This is a genomic window from Sorangium sp. So ce128, from assembly GCF_051525245.1.
GTDB lineage: Bacteria > Myxococcota_A > Polyangia > Polyangiales > Polyangiaceae > Sorangium > Sorangium cellulosum_B.
On the sequence record NZ_CP150313.1, the window covers coordinates 183,551 to 199,282 of the forward strand.

Annotated in this window: 18 protein-coding genes; 7 read left to right on the forward strand and 11 right to left on the reverse strand. The window is 72.7% G+C overall.

Translation table 11 applies throughout. From position 1 onward, the window contains the following. Positions 1–56: 56 nt before the first annotated feature. The 4 genes from WME82_RS00700 to WME82_RS00715 form a co-directional block, all read right to left on the reverse strand. Entirely contained in the window at positions 57–482 is a 426-nt protein-coding gene (locus WME82_RS00700) for a hypothetical protein (protein WP_438041247.1), read from the reverse strand. Positions 483–515: 33 nt separating this feature from the next. Then, positions 516–1,103 (reverse strand): hypothetical protein, encoded by a 588-nt coding sequence (locus tag WME82_RS00705; RefSeq protein ID WP_438041248.1) that lies wholly within the window; start codon positions 1,101–1,103, stop codon positions 516–518. 1 nt (position 1,104) lies between these two features. After that, a complete protein-coding gene (locus tag WME82_RS00710) occupies positions 1,105–1,359 on the reverse strand; it encodes a YdeI/OmpD-associated family protein (RefSeq protein WP_437914437.1) in 255 nt (84 codons plus the stop codon). Positions 1,360–1,500: 141 nt separating this feature from the next. After that, positions 1,501–1,944, reverse strand: coding sequence for a hypothetical protein (locus WME82_RS00715; RefSeq protein ID WP_438041249.1), 444 nt, complete (start codon positions 1,942–1,944; stop codon positions 1,501–1,503). Positions 1,945–2,531: 587 nt separating this feature from the next. Here WME82_RS00715 and WME82_RS00720 point away from each other — a divergent pair. The 4 genes from WME82_RS00720 to WME82_RS00735 all read left to right on the forward strand — a co-directional run bounded on the left by WME82_RS00720 (position 2,532) and on the right by WME82_RS00735 (position 4,945). After that, positions 2,532–2,729 carry a hypothetical protein gene (locus tag WME82_RS00720; RefSeq protein ID WP_438041250.1) on the forward strand — a complete coding sequence of 66 codons (198 nt, stop codon included), beginning with the start codon at positions 2,532–2,534 and terminating at the stop codon, positions 2,727–2,729. A gap of 2 nt (positions 2,730–2,731) precedes the next feature. After that, the gene (locus WME82_RS00725; protein ID WP_438041251.1) at positions 2,732–3,508 is read left to right on the forward strand and encodes a hypothetical protein; all 777 of its coding nucleotides are present in this window, start codon (positions 2,732–2,734) and stop codon (positions 3,506–3,508) included. Beyond that, positions 3,505–4,407, forward strand: a complete 903-nt coding sequence (locus WME82_RS00730; protein WP_438041252.1) for a DUF692 domain-containing protein — start codon at positions 3,505–3,507, stop codon at positions 4,405–4,407. Before WME82_RS00725 ends, WME82_RS00730 begins: the two co-directional genes overlap by 4 nt. 202 nt (positions 4,408–4,609) lie before the next feature. Beyond that, on the forward strand, positions 4,610–4,945 hold the full coding sequence (locus WME82_RS00735) for a hypothetical protein (RefSeq protein WP_438041253.1): 336 nt from the start codon (positions 4,610–4,612) through the stop codon (positions 4,943–4,945). Between the two features lie 106 nt (positions 4,946–5,051). Here WME82_RS00735 and WME82_RS00740 read toward each other — a convergent pair whose 3' ends face one another. After that, complete coding sequence (locus tag WME82_RS00740) at positions 5,052–5,600, reverse strand: Uma2 family endonuclease (protein WP_438045018.1); 549 nt, start codon at positions 5,598–5,600, stop codon at positions 5,052–5,054. Then, a complete protein-coding gene (locus tag WME82_RS00745) occupies positions 5,503–5,745 on the reverse strand; it encodes a hypothetical protein (protein WP_438045034.1) in 243 nt (80 codons plus the stop codon). The genes WME82_RS00740 and WME82_RS00745 overlap by 98 nt, the downstream gene beginning before the upstream one ends. 114 nt (positions 5,746–5,859) lie before the next feature. Here WME82_RS00745 and WME82_RS00750 point away from each other — a divergent pair, with 114 nt between their 5' ends. Beyond that, positions 5,860–7,890 carry a hypothetical protein gene (locus WME82_RS00750; RefSeq protein WP_438041254.1) on the forward strand — a complete coding sequence of 677 codons (2,031 nt, stop codon included), beginning with the start codon at positions 5,860–5,862 and terminating at the stop codon, positions 7,888–7,890. Positions 7,891–8,032: 142 nt separating this feature from the next. On the opposite strand, the gene WME82_RS00755 is transcribed toward WME82_RS00750, so the two are convergent. From WME82_RS00755 to WME82_RS00775, 5 genes are all read right to left on the reverse strand, one after another. Then, entirely contained in the window at positions 8,033–8,800 is a 768-nt protein-coding gene (locus tag WME82_RS00755) for a thaumatin family protein (protein WP_438041255.1), read from the reverse strand. Between the two features lie 127 nt (positions 8,801–8,927). Next, the gene (locus WME82_RS00760; protein WP_438041256.1) at positions 8,928–9,755 is read right to left on the reverse strand and encodes a hypothetical protein; all 828 of its coding nucleotides are present in this window, start codon (positions 9,753–9,755) and stop codon (positions 8,928–8,930) included. A 378-nt stretch (positions 9,756–10,133) separates the two neighbouring features. Next, on the reverse strand, positions 10,134–10,790 hold the full coding sequence (locus tag WME82_RS00765; RefSeq protein ID WP_438041257.1) for a lamin tail domain-containing protein: 657 nt from the start codon (positions 10,788–10,790) through the stop codon (positions 10,134–10,136). Between the two features lie 140 nt (positions 10,791–10,930). After that, positions 10,931–12,355: a M20 family metallopeptidase gene (locus WME82_RS00770; RefSeq protein ID WP_438041258.1), complete on the reverse strand. Its 1,425-nt coding sequence runs from the start codon at positions 12,353–12,355 to the stop codon at positions 10,931–10,933. A 208-nt stretch (positions 12,356–12,563) separates the two neighbouring features. After that, a complete protein-coding gene (locus WME82_RS00775; protein WP_438041259.1) occupies positions 12,564–13,832 on the reverse strand; it encodes an alpha/beta hydrolase family protein in 1,269 nt (422 codons plus the stop codon). A 391-nt stretch (positions 13,833–14,223) separates the two neighbouring features. Between WME82_RS00775 and WME82_RS00780 the strand changes: the two genes are divergently transcribed. Continuing rightward, positions 14,224–14,745, forward strand: a complete 522-nt coding sequence (locus WME82_RS00780; RefSeq protein WP_438041260.1) for a GNAT family N-acetyltransferase — start codon at positions 14,224–14,226, stop codon at positions 14,743–14,745. Positions 14,746–14,895: 150 nt separating this feature from the next. Next, positions 14,896–15,630 (forward strand): hypothetical protein, encoded by a 735-nt coding sequence (locus tag WME82_RS00785; protein WP_438041261.1) that lies wholly within the window; start codon positions 14,896–14,898, stop codon positions 15,628–15,630. Positions 15,631–15,732: the final 102 nt, after the last annotated feature.

Sequence of the window (15,732 nt, forward strand, 5' to 3'; positions counted from 1 at the left end):
TCGGCAAGCCTGCCTCGGAGCGCTCGTGCTGTTCGCTGCTGTCGGGCGCTGTCGTATCAGCGGGCCAGCGCGACGAGCGACTCGGGCATTCCGAGGTCGACAAGGGCCGGCCGCACGAGGGAGAAGAGCTCGATCCAGACGCGATCGAACGCCGCCTCGAGCGGCGTCGCGGCCGTCCTCGATACCGACCGGCGACGTTCGATGAGCCCATCTCCGGTGCGGCACCGGATGTGCCGGACAGGAGCGTCGTCGAGCGCCCACCGCTGGAGCTCCTCGGGGAGCTCGCGGAGCGCGCCACTGAGCCTCTCGAAGGCTTGCGGGGTCAACAAGAGATCGTGGCGGCGCGTCCCGGTCCGCTCCTCGGGGCCCGACGGCCCTATCCAGTGGCACCTCACCGCACCACGGCCGGCCACGCCGAGCGTGGCCTCCCAGCCGGCGAGCGACGCGGAAAAGCCGGGGACGAACGCGAGGTCGATCTTCATGATTTAGCGGGCGGATGCCGCGGGGCGCGCGCCTCAGCGCGCCGGAAGCATGCTCGTGCCGTCGGACGCCGGCCAGGCTGGCCGGAGCGGGAGGACAAGCGCATCGAACGGAGCGGGCAGCGATACAGGGGTCGCCGCGTGCAAGCAGAACTCCCGGCCGGGCCCGAGCACCATCTGGCGCATCCACAGGCCGGCGCTCGCTTGCTCCAGGATCGGCGTGAGCCGGGTGAACAGCTCACCGTAGGACACACCGTCGGGCTTGCCGAACCAGTGGGCGTAGCCGGGCGCGTTCAGCGCAACCCCGCCCCGCAGGCGATACAGGCCCCCGGCCCCGCCGCCGGCGACCGCGGCCGCCGCGTCGTGCGGCGCCGAGCGGCTGGCGGAGACCGCGGCCTCGTTCAAGGCGCCGAGCGCACCGAAATCCTGCACGAGGTACCAGTCCTCGTAGACGTCGCCGCCGCCGGCCGCCCACGGGGCCCCGGAGAGCCCGACGCTGAACGACCGGAGAAAGCCCGGCGCGGGCGCTCGGGCGAGCGCCGCGTGGAAGGCGCGCTGCCGGCGCTCGTACTCGCCCGCGGCGGCCTGCGGTTGCCTCCAGTGCCAGAACACGTAGGCCAGCATCTCAGGCCTTCTCCGACGCCGGGTGCTTCATGTTCATGTAAACACCGCCTGCCTCGAGCTCGTCCAGCATCTGGCGGAGCCGCTTCTCCCTGGTCTCCTGGCGCTTTGCCTGGTTGATCCACCCGATGTAATCGTTCTGCTGGTAGGCAGGGCGCTGCTTGTAAGCGTCCATCAAGCCACGCTCGTTCAGCGCGCTCTCGATGAAATCCGGCATCGGGTACCTGGGCCGCCTCAGGGCTGACGAATCGGCGCTCATGGCCTCCTCGTTATACCGACGCCCGGCGTGGAGGTGAAGCGAATCGGGGGCGCCCGCCGGGCTGGTCGCGCGAGGGGCCGGCCGCGCAGGTCGCGGCCGGGCCCTCCAGGGCGCGGGCTCGAGGGCCGCAGCCCCCGACGCTCACGGCGTGCCGACGTTGATGCTCGTGAGGATCTGATTCTTCGGGAGCGAGCAGGTGACCAGGTACGATACGTACGAGCCCTTCATGGAGTCGGGGACCGTCACGGATTTCCAGTTCGCGCCCTGCGCGATGGTGAAGTTGAGGTTGCCGAGCTCCGTGCCATCCCAGTTGGTGGCCGTCACGGAGCACAGGGTGGCGGGCCGGGTGGTGTCCCTGACGTTGACCTCGACATCATTGATCTTGTTCCCGGTGGTGACGAGCGGGCAGGCCACGTTGACGCCTTGCAGCGCCTCGATGCCCATGGCCGGATAGTACACCCGATTGGCGTGCTCTGGGGCCTGGGCACGGCAGATCCCGCCGTGGTGGTTCTGGACCGCCGCGTCGGCGACGGCGGAAACGCTGATGAGAGCTCCCATGAGTGCGATGCTGGTGATGGTCTTCATGCGGTCTGTCCTTTTCTGTGTGCCGCGCTGGCGTGCGATGCACGGCTCCACGAGCGCTATCGGTCTGCTCGCGCCGTTCCGGGCTCGCCCCGGGCACCTCGCCGTTGTCGATGGAGGTCTATGCGCGGCCACCGCGGTGGCTGACATCCCGCGGAGAACATGGATGCAACTTTCGCCGACCTGGCGCGTCTCAGCTCCCCGGAGGTTCCGCCCGATGCCCAGACGTCGTGGTCTCTTCCTTGCGTTCTCCCTTCTTTGTCCGGCGCTGCTCTCCGCCGGGTGTGCCCAGCCGATCGACGCTCCGGACGCGACCGCGTACGTGCTGCTCGATCCCGCGGCGCGCGCTCGCTGGACCGTGGCCAGCGACGGCTGGCAAGGGGCGCCGATCCTGCCGGTCGCCCTCGACGTGGAAGAGACGGCCGCGCTGCGCGGCCCGGAGGGCGCGGAGCGGATCGCGCTGCGCGGGGGCATGCTCGCGCACGTCCGCGGCGTCGAGGGCGAGATCCGCTGGCTCGCCCGCGGGGCCGCGGACGCTCCTCCTGGACGCGTCCGGGGGCTTCACGCTCGGGGACCGCTGCTCCGGGGAGGTGGTCGCGACCGGCGAGTACTCGGCCGCGGGCGATCGCGTGATGCTGCGATCCGCGGGGGCGGCGCCGATCGTGCTGGGCCGGCATCAGGATGGGCTGGTGCGGCCGGGCTGGGAGGCCTTCGCGCCGCTCACGATCGAGCCCTCGGGGCGCGGCGAGGCGGAGAGCGAGCTGCTCGGGAACGGCGGTGAGGAGTGACCATGAAGCGCAGGCATTTGCTGGGAGCGACTGCAGCAGGGCTCGCGGCCACCGCGTGGCCCGCGTTCATCCGCGACGCGTTCGGCGATGGCGCCGCGTGCGACGAGACGGGCAAGCCGGCGGCCGCCGCGGGGTCGCTGGTCCAGGTCTCGGCCGCGTTCCGCCGCGCCCGGCAGGCGAGCAGGGCGCTGCTCGTCTTCGTCATCCCTGCCGACGACAGCGCCAAGTGGGAGCGCGGCCACGCGTTCGGCGAGCTGCTCAACTTCGGCGCGGACGGGGATCTCGCCCCGCTCGCGGGCGTCGAGGTCGTCTGCGCGACCATGGCCGATCTGAAGAAGCTCGTGCCCGGCGCCGGCAACGGGGAGCCGCTCATGGTGGCTGTCAGGACCGACAAGGTGCCTGTCGTCGCGACGCAGCTCGACGTCGCGCTCCCGAGCTACGACGGAATGCGCCGCATGGCGGGCGGCGGCCGGGAGGAGCAGCTGAAGCACGACGACACGATCGCCGCGCAGCGGATCGGCGCGCTCGGGGCGCTGCTCCGGAAGGGCCTTGGCGCCGACGCGCGCAACGTGGAGGCCCGGGCCGCGAGCGTGCGCGCGCGGCTCGTGAAGGCGCCGCCCGCGGGCGCGCACTGGGCGATCGCCAGCGGCTGCGGGATCGACGTCGAGGGGGCCAAGGACAGCGGGCTCATGGCCTGTGGCATGGGGCACGTGCCCTCCAAGTCACGGCGCTTCCTGTACTTCTTCTCGGTCGACGGGCGCGGGGCATCCACGCGTTGATCCCGGTCGGCCTCACGCTCCAGCCCGACGCGGCGTTCCTCGACCTGCTGGCCGAGGTGATCCTGCGCGACGCCGACTACTACGAGGTGGCGCCCGAGACGCTCTGGCGCGTGCCGGACGCCGCCGAGGCCGATCTCCAGGAGAACGGCTTTCACCGCCGCTTCGCCGAGCTCGCGCGCCGGTCGGACCGGCCGTTCGTCGCCCATGGCGTCGGCTGGTCGCTCGGCGGCGCCTCGGCCGCCGACGCGGGCCGGCGCGCCCGCTGGCTCGCGGCCCTGCGGCGCGACCACGCGATCTTCCGGTTCCGCTGGTACACCGATCACCTCGGGATCAGCGCGCCCGCCGGGCTCTCGACCGGGCTGCCGCTCCCGATGCCCATGAGCGCGCACGGCGCCGCGGTCGCCCGCCGCGCGCTCCGGGCGATGCAGGCCGTCGTGGACGACGTCGGCGTCGAGAACAGCGTCAGCTACTTCGTGCTCGGCGATCCGCTGGACGAGCCGCGCTTCCTCGAGCGCATCCTGAGGGCGCCGCGGACGCACCTGCTGCTCGACCTGCACAACGTCCACACCATGGCGGAGAACTTCGGCTTCGATCCGGCCGAGTACGTGGCGCGGCTCGATCTCGCCCGGGTGATCGAGATCCACCTCTCCGGCGGCGGCCCGAGCGATCCGGGCTGGCTGCCTTCCGGCCGGGTGTTGCGGCTCGACGGCCACGACGACGCCGTGCCGGAGCCGGTGTGGCGCCTCCTGGACGAGGTCGCGCCGCGCTGCCCGAACCTGCGCGGGGTGACGCTGGAGCGCATGGAGGGCACGGTGCACGGCGCGGACGACGCAGCCGCCGTGCGGGAGGAGCTCCGCCGCGCGCGGCGCGCGCTCGGCCGGCGCGGGAGGAGCAGGTGACGCGCGCGGCCGGCGGCAGGTCAGCGGGGCGCGCGGCGCGTGGCAGGGCAGGGGAGGGCCGCGGCGGGGCAGGGGAGGCCCCTGGCGGGGCAGCGGAGGCCCGCGGCGGGGCAGCGGAGGGCGCGGCGGGGCAGCGGAGGGCGCGGCGGCGCGGCCGGCGCGGCTGAGCGGGGCGCAGGCGCACGCGCGTTACGAAGCGCTCGTGGCCCGCGCGATGACCGCCCAGGATCCCGTGGCCGCGCTGCGCGCCGCGGCCGAGGATCCGGCGCTGCCGCCCGCGCTCCGGAAGGCGCTGCTCGGCGCGGACGAGGACGGCGTGAGGATGTCGGCGCTGCTCGTGGCGCGGCTCCGCTTCGAACGGCTCCTGCGCGGCTCGCCCGAGGCGGAGGCGTGGTTCGACCGCGATCCTGCGGAGTTCAGCGCCGCGTTCCGGCGCTACCACGGCGAGGTGCCGCCCACCGCCTTCTTCCCGCCGGGCGAGGCTCGCCTGTTCCGCCGCTGGATGGAGGCGCCCTCCGCGCCTGCGCGCGCCCGATGACCTGTGGGCGTCAGCAGTGCTTCCCCTCACCCCTGCCGGGCGTCAGCAGCGCTTCTTGGCCTCGTCGGCGATGGTGGTGAAGTTGACCCGGTGGATGCCGACGGGGTCAGCCGCCTCGTCGGCGCAGCTCGGCCTCGAGCTCGGCGATGCGCCGCTCCGCCGTCGCGCGGGCGGCCTGCTCGGCCTCGGCGCGGCGTCGCTCCGCCTCCTCAGGGGTCGGGACGAGCTCCGCCCCGTCGGGGGTGTGGGCGAGACGAAGCGCCGCCGGCTGGCCTGCGGCAGGGACGATGACCCAGTGCAGATCGAGCACGGTGCACGGGCTGCGTTCCCCTTCGACGACGCGCTCGATCAGATCGTCGTCGATGCGATCCCAGACCCGCAGCCGCTCTCCTGACGCGGCGTCAGGATCGAACGCGACGAGCTCCAGCACGCCGAGCTCGTGGTACTTGCGGAGCTTGTCGGCCCACGTCTGCGGATCCGAGTCGTGCTCGCTCACGATCTCGACGGCGAGCTCAGGGGCACCACGCTCCCACGTCTTCCAGGAGCCGAACGGTGTGTCAGGGGTGTCGAGCCGGACAAAGGCGTCCGGCGCCAGACCGGCTCGGATCCGACGCGGACCAGTAGACGAACTGGTCGGATCCGATCGCCGCGCGATCCGCGAAGGTCTTGAGCACGACATAGAGCAGGGTCCTGAGCTCGAGGTGGCGCTTGGTCTCCGGCACGAGGGCCGCTTCCGGGAAGTGGAGCGGGGAAGGCGCGCGAACGTGGCGGAGCCGGCGCGCGAGCGCGGCGTGCTGCATGGGGACAGTATCCACACGCCGTGTGGGTACGTCGACCGCGACGCGGCTAGGTTTGCTCGCTTCGTCAAGAACGCTTCGAGATCGTCGCGGCGCGCGCCGGTGTAGCCTGGCAGCGTGCGCCCCCGCCGCCTCCGTCACGCCCTCGCCGCGCTGGTGGCCAGCGCCGGCATCGCCGGGTGCTCGTGGTGGCCATCCGAAGGGCCCTCCGCGGCGCGCCAGGATGTCGGGAGGGCAGGGGGGCAGCCGTCCGCCGCGCCGCCCTCTCCGGCCGCTTCCGGCGGCTTCGCCGCGGGAGCGCCGCAGCCCGCCGCCGCGCCGCAGGGAACCCCGCCGCAAGCGCGGCCTCTCCTGCTCCTCACGGACCCTGCCGTGCTCGCCGAGCTCGAGGCCGCGGGCCTCGACTTCGGCTCGGTGCTCACGGGCGCGCCGCGCGCGCCGGCCTCGCTCTCCGCGCTCTCCCGCACCGCCGAGCTCGCCTCGATCGCGCGCGTGCTCGCCGACGACCTGCGGCTGGTCCAGCGCGCCGATCCGAGGAGCGGGACGAGCATCGCGCGCCACGCGCACCGCCTCTTCGACGAGCGGTGGCTCTCGGCCGAGGGCGCCCGCTTCGAGCTCATCGGCGTGGTGAACCGGATGGATCGCCGCCCGTTCGACGCCTCCGCCTGTGGAGAGACCCGCCTCGTGTACCGGCTGGCCTACGCCGCGAAGACCCCGGGCGGCGCGGCAGGCGCCACGTCCGCTGCGGGCGCCTCCGTCGCCACGCCGGCCCCCGCCGCCGCCTCCCGCCTCCCGATGACCGCATCGTTCGAGCTGCTCGCGCCCGCCGGCGACGCGCGCTCGTGCCGCCGGCTCGCGCAGGCCTGGTCGCGCGCCGGCGCGCTCTCCGGGCCGGACCTCGTCCGCTTTCTCACCTCGCCCGAGGGCCCGCTCGCCCCGGGCGCCGCCGATCGCGCGCACCTCGCGCGGCTCGTCGTGAACCTGCAGAGCGTCCGCTGGCCCTCCACCGTGCGCCCGGACCTCGGCGGGCACGCGGAGTACGTGCTCCGCGCCTTCCGCTGGGACGCCCGCGCCGGGCGCTACGCGCCGCTCGCCCTCGAGAACACCCCCGACGTCGCCCGGCTCTCGCGCGACCCGGCGCGGCGCGAGCGGCTGCGCGCGTGGCTATCGGCCCCCGAGAACCTCGCGCGCCTCGACGAGGGGACCGCGCTCCTGCCCGAGGAGTTCCTCGCCACGAAGGCGCTGTCGGCGACGCCCCACGGGCTCGCGCGCCGCGCCAACAGGCCCTTTCGTGTCCTGTTCGAGCCGCGCGACTTCGCCGGCGTCGACTTCGGCGGCCTCTCGCGCGTCCGCTCGCCGGAGGGGCTGCTCCGGCGGCTCGACCAGATGACCTGCCCCGGGTGCCACCAGAGCGGGTCCGTCGCCGGCTTCCACCTGCTCGGGCAGGAGCCCTCCGGCCGTGTCCACGACGCGCTGTTCACCGTCGAGTCAGCGCACCTCGGGGGCGATCTCCCGCGCCGGCGGGCGGTGGTCGAGGCCATCGCTCGGGGCGCCGCCCCGGACGACGAGGTGCCGTATCCCGAGCGAGGCGACGGCGCGCGCGGCGGGTACGGCGCGCGCTGCGGGCTGGGCGACCCGAGCTTCGCCGGCTGGGCCTGCGCGGAAGGGCTCGTGTGCTCCGCGTACGACGCGCCCCAGGAGGACCGCGCGACCGTCGGCGTCTGCTTGCCGGCGGCGCCGGAGGTCGGCGACCCGTGCCAGGTCGGCGCCGTCGTGCCCCACGCCGACCCGCACCGCGATCGCGCCGCGGCGGCGCAGCCCGGGGCGTGCCCGCTCGCGACGGTGTGCAACACGAGCCCCGTCGGGTTCCCCGGCGGCATGTGCACGAGCAGCTGCGTCGCGCTCCCGGAGGAGGGCGTCTGCGGCGCCATCGCCGTGCTCGACCCGTTCAACCGCTGCCTCGCCCGCGGGACGGTGTTCACCGAGTGCCTGAGCCGCCACGTCACGCCCGCGGGCCTGCGGCGCTGCTCGAGCGAGGCGCCCTGCCGCGAGGACTACGTGTGCGCCCGGACGAGCTCGGGCGAGGGCGCCTGCATCCCGCCGTACTTCCTGTTCCAGCTCCGGGTCGACGGCCACGCGGTGCCGTGACCCGCCCGGCGCCCCGCGGCGTCGGGGTGCGGCAGCATGTATTCGCCGGCCTCTGGATCCCCCTCTGAGCGGCCTTTCGGGTGCCAATCCGCGGTGAGCTGACCCTGACGTGCGGGTGCAGCACGCGATGTGAGGGAGCACGTCAGGGGCAAAACACGATGTCGTAGTCTTCCCCGGCGCAGGCGGCCATCGACTCCTGATCATCGCCCGACCACGAATACGCGTCCTTGCATGCCTCTTCGAAGTACGTGGCCACGGGGCTCGTGGGATCGTCCCGATCGGGGCTCACGCAGGAGATCGTCGCGCCGCTTTCGTCCTTGTAGCGACCCACCTCCGGGCACCCCGCGAGCAGGCTCGTCGGGCACGCCAGCGTCCGGCAGTCTGGCAGGCCGACGGGCACGATCGCCATCGGGAGGTTGTGCGCGTCCACGTGGCTGATGTTGTACCAATCGAAGTCGTTGAAATCGGTGTTGAGGGTCATCTCGGCCAGCGTGTGCCGGCCGCCGCCGGGGTCCGACCCGGCGTATGCCCAGTAGCGCAGCGACGACAGCGGCTCCTCGCTGGTGCCCACGTCGCGGCACGCGAACTGCCCCGGGCCGAGCTCCCCGCCGTCGATGAGGCTCCCCAGGAACTGGAGCGGCTGGTCGCACTTGTTGACGAAGGCCAGGGTAGACTTCCCGTCACCGGGCGTGCGGCAGTCGACCTCGCCCGGATTGACGGGCGGCTGGCCTGTCGACGCGCTGCTGGCGTCGCTCGACGAGGCTCCGCCGGTCGCGCTGGACGCGGAGCTGACCGAGGTGGATCCGCCGCCCGTCGCGCCGGAGGATGTGTCCTGCTCGGGGGACGCGCAGCCGGCATCGAGCAGCGCCATGGCGAGCAGCGCGGCCGCAGCCTTCCTGTGTTGCGACATGATGGTCCTCCTTGCGGACTCGGTGGTGGAAGGAGGATGAGGATACCGAAAGCCTTGTACACCGAGAAGCCGTGTCTCATCGGGCCGAGAGCAACGACCCGCGCGGACTCGGGACCTCGGGCGCCATTCAGGGCGCCTGGCAGGACACGCGGTGGATCGGCTCCTCTTTCCCTTCACCGACCGTCACGTAGTCCCATCCACCGGGCACCCACGCGATCGCCTCGGCCTGCTCCTCGTCGGGCGACGGCAGCACGCAGGGCGGTTCGGCCAGCGCCTGCGCCACCGTCTGATCCGGTGTCATGGGGTAGTAGAGCACGTGGGATGAGGTGCGCAGCAGCACGCCCGTGCCGTCCGGGTGGACGTCGCCGCTGGTGAAGCGCGCGCTCCCGGCGGGCGGCTCGATGGATCCCGTCCGGACGAGCATCGCCGGCGCGCCCGCGGCGGGCAGCGCTGGCAGCTCGTAGACGCTCGAGGTGCCCTTGTTGACCTTCGTCACGACGGTGAGCGCTCCGGTGGCGGGGTGGATGAGCAGCGTCTCCGCGTCGTGGCCTCCGTCGGGGTACGAGAGCACGAACACCTCGGCGGTCGAGGCGAGCGGCCCTCCTCCGAGCGTGTCCGGCTCCGGCACGCCGTAGATCGTGTAGCTGTCGCGCTCGCCGTCGTTGTCGCCGATGTCCGCGAGGAAGAGGCAGCTGCCCCCGCCCGAACGGCAAGGCCCGCGCGCGATGTCCTCCCAGTCGACCGCGGCCGCGCCGGCCACGGTCACCTCGGCCCGCAGCGCGCCGCCGAACCCGATCGCGAAGAACCGGGGGTCATCGCCGTGGTCGTTGTGAACATAGAGCGTGTCCGGGTGCAGCCCGCTGGTGACGACACCGGAGCACTCGTCGATGTCACCCGGCGGGAGCGCGCCGATTCGCGCGGCCCCGGTGCAACGAGGGCAGCCCGTCTCCCGCACCTGCGGCGGATCCGAAGCCCCGCAAGCCGACAGGAGCAGCGAGAGCGCGAGCGCCGGCGCCGCAGAGCGCCGTGCAGAGGCGCCTGGCGCAGGCCCTCCCTCCGGACGGGGCGCCCGGAGGCGGCGCGGTGGCAGCAGCGGAGCGCGAAGGATCTCGAGTGCAGACGTCGGTGACATGAGCATCGCGGTTCGGTGACGTTTTCGCACGCTTCGCTCTGCTCGGCACGGCCGCTCGGCATGGCGCGATAGCCATCGACGGCCAACGGGGCCCGGGAGGAGCCGCGGCCCGGCCGGAGCGCCAGGGCGGCGCGGCTCGGCCGGAGCGCCAGGGCGGCGCGGCTCGGCCGGAGCGCCAGGGCGCCGCGGCTCCGCTGGGCGTCAGGGCGCCGCGTTCTCCGCCCCGGGGGTCGGCGCCGTGGCGGCGCCTTCGCCGGTCAGGTCGGGCAGCCTGCCCCACGTCTGCCCATCTGCTGCCGCCTCGATCGGGTACTCGAGCCGGGCGAGCACCTCGTCGCTCTCGGAGATGAGGTAGACGGTCTCGCCCCTGGAGGCGCTCACCTTCCAGGTCGCATAGAAGCAGCTGCTCGGTCCGCCGTCCGGCAGGCACGCGGTGTGGGGCCCAGCGCCGTCCTCGGGCAGCTGGTCGCCGAGGATGAGCAGGTACGCGCCCGGGGCGAGCTGCGTGCCTTCGGGGAACCGGAGCGCGTCGACCGTGTTGCACTCCCCGCTCTCGTCGGAGTCGCACAGACCGAGCCCGCCGAGGTCGGCCGAGCCCGGGCCCGGGTTGCCGAGCTCGATCCAGTCGCCGCCCTTGGCCGAGATCTCGTTCACCACGACGGTCGTCGTCGCGGTCCCGCCGCCCGTCCCCCCTTGGCCGTCGCCGCCTGCGCCGCTCGAGCTCGAGCTCTGGGAGGTGGTGGTCGCGCCCGTGCCGCCCGTGCCCGGCGTGCCCGTGTCCCCGGGCTCGTCGCTCGAACCGCAGCCGCCCGCGCAGAGCGCAGCGAGGCAGAGCGCGGCATATCGAAATTGTGCCATCACGATGTTCTCCTCGGCCCCAGCACACGGCGATCCCGGCGGTGTGTCAACGGTGTGTCGACGGGCGGCGCGCGCGGGCTCCCGTTCGCGACCGCCCCCGCCGTGGACGCGCGCGTCTGCAAAGCGCGCGGCCGCGTCCCTCAGCGCGCCCGCGCCGCGTGGTCCGCGATCACGCTCGCCACGCAGCAGGTCAGCTTCTTCCCCATGCCGAGGTGCAGGAACTCGTTCGGACCGTGCGCGTTCGATTGCGGCCCGAGCACGCCGGTGATCAGGAACTGCGCCTCCGGGAACTTCTCTCCCAGCATCGCCATGAACGGGATCGTCCCGCCCTCGCCGATCCCCATCGCCGGCCGGTCGAAGAACGTCTTCGACGCCTTGCGCACAGCCGCCTCGAGCCAGGGCGCCGTCGCCGGCGCGTCCCATCCGGACGACGGCTCGCTCACGTGGAACCGGACCTCCGCGCCGTACGGCGGGTCCTTCTCCAGGGCCTCCTTCAGGGCCGCCGCCGCCTTCCTCGGGTCGAGGCGCGGCGGCAGGCGCATCGAGAGCTTCGCCCTCGTGAACGGGCGCAGCACGTTGCCCGCGCCCGCGATGGGCGGCAGGCCGTCGGCGCCCGTCACGGAGAGCGCGGGGCGCCAGGTGCGGTTCAGGAGGAGCTCCGCCGTGTCGCCGGTCACCGGGCACGCGCCCTTCACCCACGGCAGCTCGCACACGACCGACGCGCCCAGCACGTCGGCCGCGGCCCGCGCCTGCGCCGCGCGCTCCTCCGGGATCTGCACGTGCAGCGCGTCCACGAGGACGCGCCCGGTCCGCTCGTCCTCGATGCGCGACAGGAGCTGCCGCAGGATCCGGAAGCTCGAGGGCACCACGCCGCTGCCCACGCCCGAGTGGACGCCCTCGCGCAGGATGTTCACGTCGAGCGTGCCCTGGAGCAGCCCGCGGAGCGACGTCGTGGTCCAGAGCTGGTCGTAGTTGCCGCAGCCGGAGTCGAGGCACACGACGAGGCTCGGCTTGCCGATGCGCCCCGCGAGCGCGTCGATGTAGGCCGGCAGGTCCGGGCTGCCGCTCTCCTCGCAGCCCTCGATGAGCACCACGCAGCGCGCGTACGGGATCCCCTGCTCGTGCAGCAGGCGCAGCGCCGCGAGCGACGCGAAGGCCGAGTAGCCGTCGTCGGCGCCGCCGCGGCCATAGAGCTTGTCGCCCTCGCGCACCGGCTCCCAGGGGCCGAGCCCCTCGCGCCACCCCGTCATCTCGGGCTGCTTGTCGAGGTGCCCGTAGAGGAGCACCGTGTCGTCGCGCGTGCCCGGCACCTCCATCAGGATCACCGGCGTGCGGTTCCCGATGCGCACCACCTCCACCGTGAGCCCGGGGATCGGCTGCGCCTCGCACCAGGCCGCGATGAGCGACGCCGCCCTGTCCATGTGGCCGTTCTCGCGCCAGGCAGGGTCGAAGGCGGGCGACTTGTTGGGGATGCGGATGTAGTCGTGCAGCGCGGGGACGATCTCCTGCTCCCAGCAGCGCTCGCAGGACGCGACGGCTTCACGCTCGTTGAGCTTCGTCAGCATGAACCTCTCCAGGGGCTTGAGGACGGCGGCGATCTCCGGGGACCGACTCTACAGCGCCCACGACGTGGGTGTACCGCGGACATGGGGGGTTGACATCTTCGACGTTCCAGAGCGCCGAGGCGAGGAGCGCGGGGCTGGCGGGCGGGCGCGGCGCTTGGGCGGGCGGGCGCGGCGCTTGGGCGGGCGGGCTCATCGGGCCCTCCCGGCGTCAGGGCCGCTTCTCGAAGGTCACTTCCGGGTACTCCGGCGAGGGGCCGTCGAGCAGCGGCGCCGCTTCGCCGCGCACGTGCGCCTGGACGAAGGCGCGTGTGTACGCGTTCGTGATCTCGACCGCGCGGGTCGGATCGAGCGTGCCGAGCAGCTCCGGGAGGACGCCCTCGCCAAGGAAGTGCTCGACGACGATCGGCAGGTCCGAGAACGTGAGGTGGGCGGTGTCTTCGACCCGCGCCCGGTAGCCCTGGCCGTTCAGCGCGCCGTAGGTCTCGTCGATGCTCGGATCGTCGGGGTGGTCCGCCGCGAGCAGGATGAAGAAGGGCTGCGCGAGGCCCCTGCCGCCGGCGCCGTCCTGCGGACCGAAGAGCCTGCCGTCGATGTCGAGGCCGGCGTCGAAGCGGTCGTCGCGGGCGCACGCCTCGGCGGCCATCGCGCCGCCGTAGGAGTGGCCGAGCACGCCGACCCGCTCGAGGTCGAGCCGGCCCGTGAGCAGGCCGCCCGGGTCGTCCTGCGCGGCGGCCGTGAGCTCGTCGAGCACGAAGCGCGCGTCGTCGACCCAGACCGCGACGTGCTCGCCCATTGCCTGAGAAAAGGCCTCGATCTCCTCCTCCGACGCGTCCATCGCCGGCGTCAGGACGACCGAGCCGAAGGGCACGGCGCGGCCGTCGGGGAACACCGCGAGCTCGGTGTCGTAGGTGTGGCTGATGGCGGCCACCACGAAGCCGTGGCTCGCCAGGTCCTCGAGGAGGCTCGTGTAGTCGGCGCGGAGCATCCCGAACCCGTGCGAGAAGAGGAGCACCGGGTGGGGCGCGCCGTCTTCAGCGTCAGCGAGCGGCACGCCCACGCGCGCGTGCGTGAGGATGCTCGCCTCGAAGCCGTCCTCGGCCGGGAGGCCGCCCGTCGTGCGGCGGCTGTCGCCTTCCTCCGGCGACAGGTACGGCGCGAGCTGCCCTGTGCCGCAAGGATCGGCCGGGTAGAAGAGCTGCGCCATGAGCTCACGGCGGTCGTCGGGATCTTCCGTCGCCTCTTCCCCACGCGCGCTGTCGGTGAGGGCGCGGATCTGCGTGCCGACCGGGTGCGGGCCGGTCGGGCGGGGCAGCTCGAGGACGCCGTCGGCAGGCGCCTCGTCGCCCCAGCCCGCGCAGACCGGATCGCCTTCGTGCGGCGGCACGGCGTCGTGATCGCTGCACCCGGCGAGGAGCGTGGAGGCGGAGAAGGCTGCGAGCAGGCAGAGAGCGTGTCGAGAGACGTCGCTGTGGAACATGCGCGCATCGTTCTCACGCCCTGGCCGAGCCCGGCGCGGCGAGCACGATCGTGGCGCGGAAGGGGCGAAGACGCGGAGGCGCGAGGGCCCTGAGGGGCTGTTCTCCCGGCCATCCCGCCTTCCTGTTCGATACGATGCTGGCGGCAACCGTCCAGCGTGGCCGTGGCAGCGCTCCTCTGGAGAGTCAGGCGGGGGCGCCCCGACCCCTTTGGGGTTCGCGGCTGCGCCGGCCGGACCCGCCTCGGCCGCGCTCGGCAGACGCGAAGGTCGGCCTGACAGCGGCCGCAGGCCCATGTAGTATCGGTTACATGCGTGCGCAGCCGACGCGGGAAACCCGCGCGGCCGAGGCGCGGCGCCGTGTGGACCAAGACAGCGGAGCGGGTGAACGAACATGGAAGAGCCCGAAGAAATAGCGCTCGCCAGGAGTGAAGACGCGCACGACATCCTTCCGTTGATGGTCGCCTTCAACGAGGCCGAGGGCATTCTCTGGAGGCCGGAGGCCATGGTTCCCGCTCTGCACCGTGTGCTCAACGACAAGGATCTCGGGCTGATCTTGGTTGCGCGTGTCGGCGCGCGTCGCCCCCTCGTCGGCTATAGCCTGGCCACGTTCGGGTATGATCTTGAGTTCGCGGGGCGTGATGCTTTCGTGACAGAAATCTTCGTGGAGCCTGGGTCCCGACGACGGGGCCTCGGGAGTACCCTGCTGGAATCGACCGTACAACACCTGCGGGAGCGCGACGTGAACGCCGTCCATCTCATGGTGCGACCGGACAATCAGCGAGCGCTCACTCTGTATGAGGGGCAGGGGTTCAAGGTCTCGCCGCGGATCATGATGACCAAGGAGCTGACCCCCCCGACCGAAGACGCGGTCGAGCGAGGTGTTCAATCGGGCAGCGCTTCGCGCCGCCGCTGAGCGCCAGATCGTTCGCCAGGGATCGTCGGATAGTCCCCCTCAGGACTGCGTCCTGGAAACACGAATGGCATACCATCGCGGGGCGACCCAGGTTAGGCTCGCGGCGGCGGCGCGACGCCGCAACGCCGCAACCGTGAGGAGACATCCCAGATGCTCGAGCACAGCGCCGGATGGCCGCATGGCGAGGTTCAGGACGCATTCCCAGAGGTCTTTTACGTCGTGGGTACGAACAGGACTCACCACGCTGGGATCGATCTCCAGACGAGCCGCACGATGACCGTGCTCCGACAGGACGGAGAGCTCACGCTCGTGAACACCGTGCGCCTGACCGAGGAAGGGTTGCGCCAGCTCGACGCCCTCGGCCAGGTCCGCCACATCGTGCGGCTCGGCGCATTCCACGGCCGAGATGATCCCTTCTATCGCGACCGTTACGGCGCCACCCTGTGGGCGCTCCCCGAGGCAGCGGCGGCCGACGGCCGACCTGCCGACCGAGCGCTCGCGGCAGGGGGCCCGTTTCCGGCTCACGGAGGCATCGTATTCGTGTTCACGACCGCGCGGTTCCCTGAAGCCGCCGTTTTACTTCCGAGGGAGGGCGGGATCCTCATTACCTGTGACGCCGTCCAGAACTGGTCACACGTCGATCCCTTCTTTTCCGATGAGACGGGCGCGCTGTTCCTCGCTCAAGGGTTGATCGGTGCGGCGAACATCCCCGCGACCTGGCGAGAGGCGTGTACCCCCGACATTTCAGATTTTCGCCGCCTCGCCGACCTGCCGTTTCGCCATCTTATCAGCGCTCATGGTGAGCCGCTTCGTGACGACGCCAAGAGGCTACTCCAAGCCCGCATAGACGAAGTATTTCGCCCGCGAGAACAGGAGCCTACGTGAGGCCGGTGACGCTGCCAACAAGCCGTCGCGGATGACGCCCTCCCTCGCCACGCTCGGCCTGGCACCCGCAGCTGAACGACAGTATCGTCAGGGGCATCGGGG

What these genes read in the sequence shown, in the direction of transcription:
- WME82_RS00700 (WP_438041247.1), bottom strand. Translation starts at nt 482, where the DNA reads ATGAAGATCGACCTCGCGTTCGTCCCCGGCTTTTCCGCGTCGCTCGCC.
- WME82_RS00705 (WP_438041248.1), bottom strand. Translation starts at nt 1,103, where the DNA reads ATGCTGGCCTACGTGTTCTGGCACTGGAGGCAACCGCAGGCCGCCGCG.
- WME82_RS00710 (WP_437914437.1), bottom strand. Translation starts at nt 1,359, where the DNA reads ATGAGCGCCGATTCGTCAGCCCTGAGGCGGCCCAGGTACCCGATGCCG.
- WME82_RS00715 (WP_438041249.1), bottom strand. Translation starts at nt 1,944, where the DNA reads ATGAAGACCATCACCAGCATCGCACTCATGGGAGCTCTCATCAGCGTT.
- WME82_RS00725 (WP_438041251.1), top strand. Translation starts at nt 2,732, where the DNA reads ATGAAGCGCAGGCATTTGCTGGGAGCGACTGCAGCAGGGCTCGCGGCC.
- WME82_RS00745 (WP_438045034.1), bottom strand. Translation starts at nt 5,745, where the DNA reads ATGCAGCACGCCGCGCTCGCGCGCCGGCTCCGCCACGTTCGCGCGCCT.
- WME82_RS00755 (WP_438041255.1), bottom strand. Translation starts at nt 8,800, where the DNA reads ATGTCGCAACACAGGAAGGCTGCGGCCGCGCTGCTCGCCATGGCGCTG.
- WME82_RS00765 (WP_438041257.1), bottom strand. Translation starts at nt 10,790, where the DNA reads ATGGCACAATTTCGATATGCCGCGCTCTGCCTCGCTGCGCTCTGCGCG.
- WME82_RS00770 (WP_438041258.1), bottom strand. Translation starts at nt 12,355, where the DNA reads ATGCTGACGAAGCTCAACGAGCGTGAAGCCGTCGCGTCCTGCGAGCGC.
- WME82_RS00775 (WP_438041259.1), bottom strand. Translation starts at nt 13,832, where the DNA reads ATGTTCCACAGCGACGTCTCTCGACACGCTCTCTGCCTGCTCGCAGCC.
- WME82_RS00780 (WP_438041260.1), top strand. Translation starts at nt 14,224, where the DNA reads ATGGAAGAGCCCGAAGAAATAGCGCTCGCCAGGAGTGAAGACGCGCAC.
- WME82_RS00785 (WP_438041261.1), top strand. Translation starts at nt 14,896, where the DNA reads ATGCTCGAGCACAGCGCCGGATGGCCGCATGGCGAGGTTCAGGACGCA.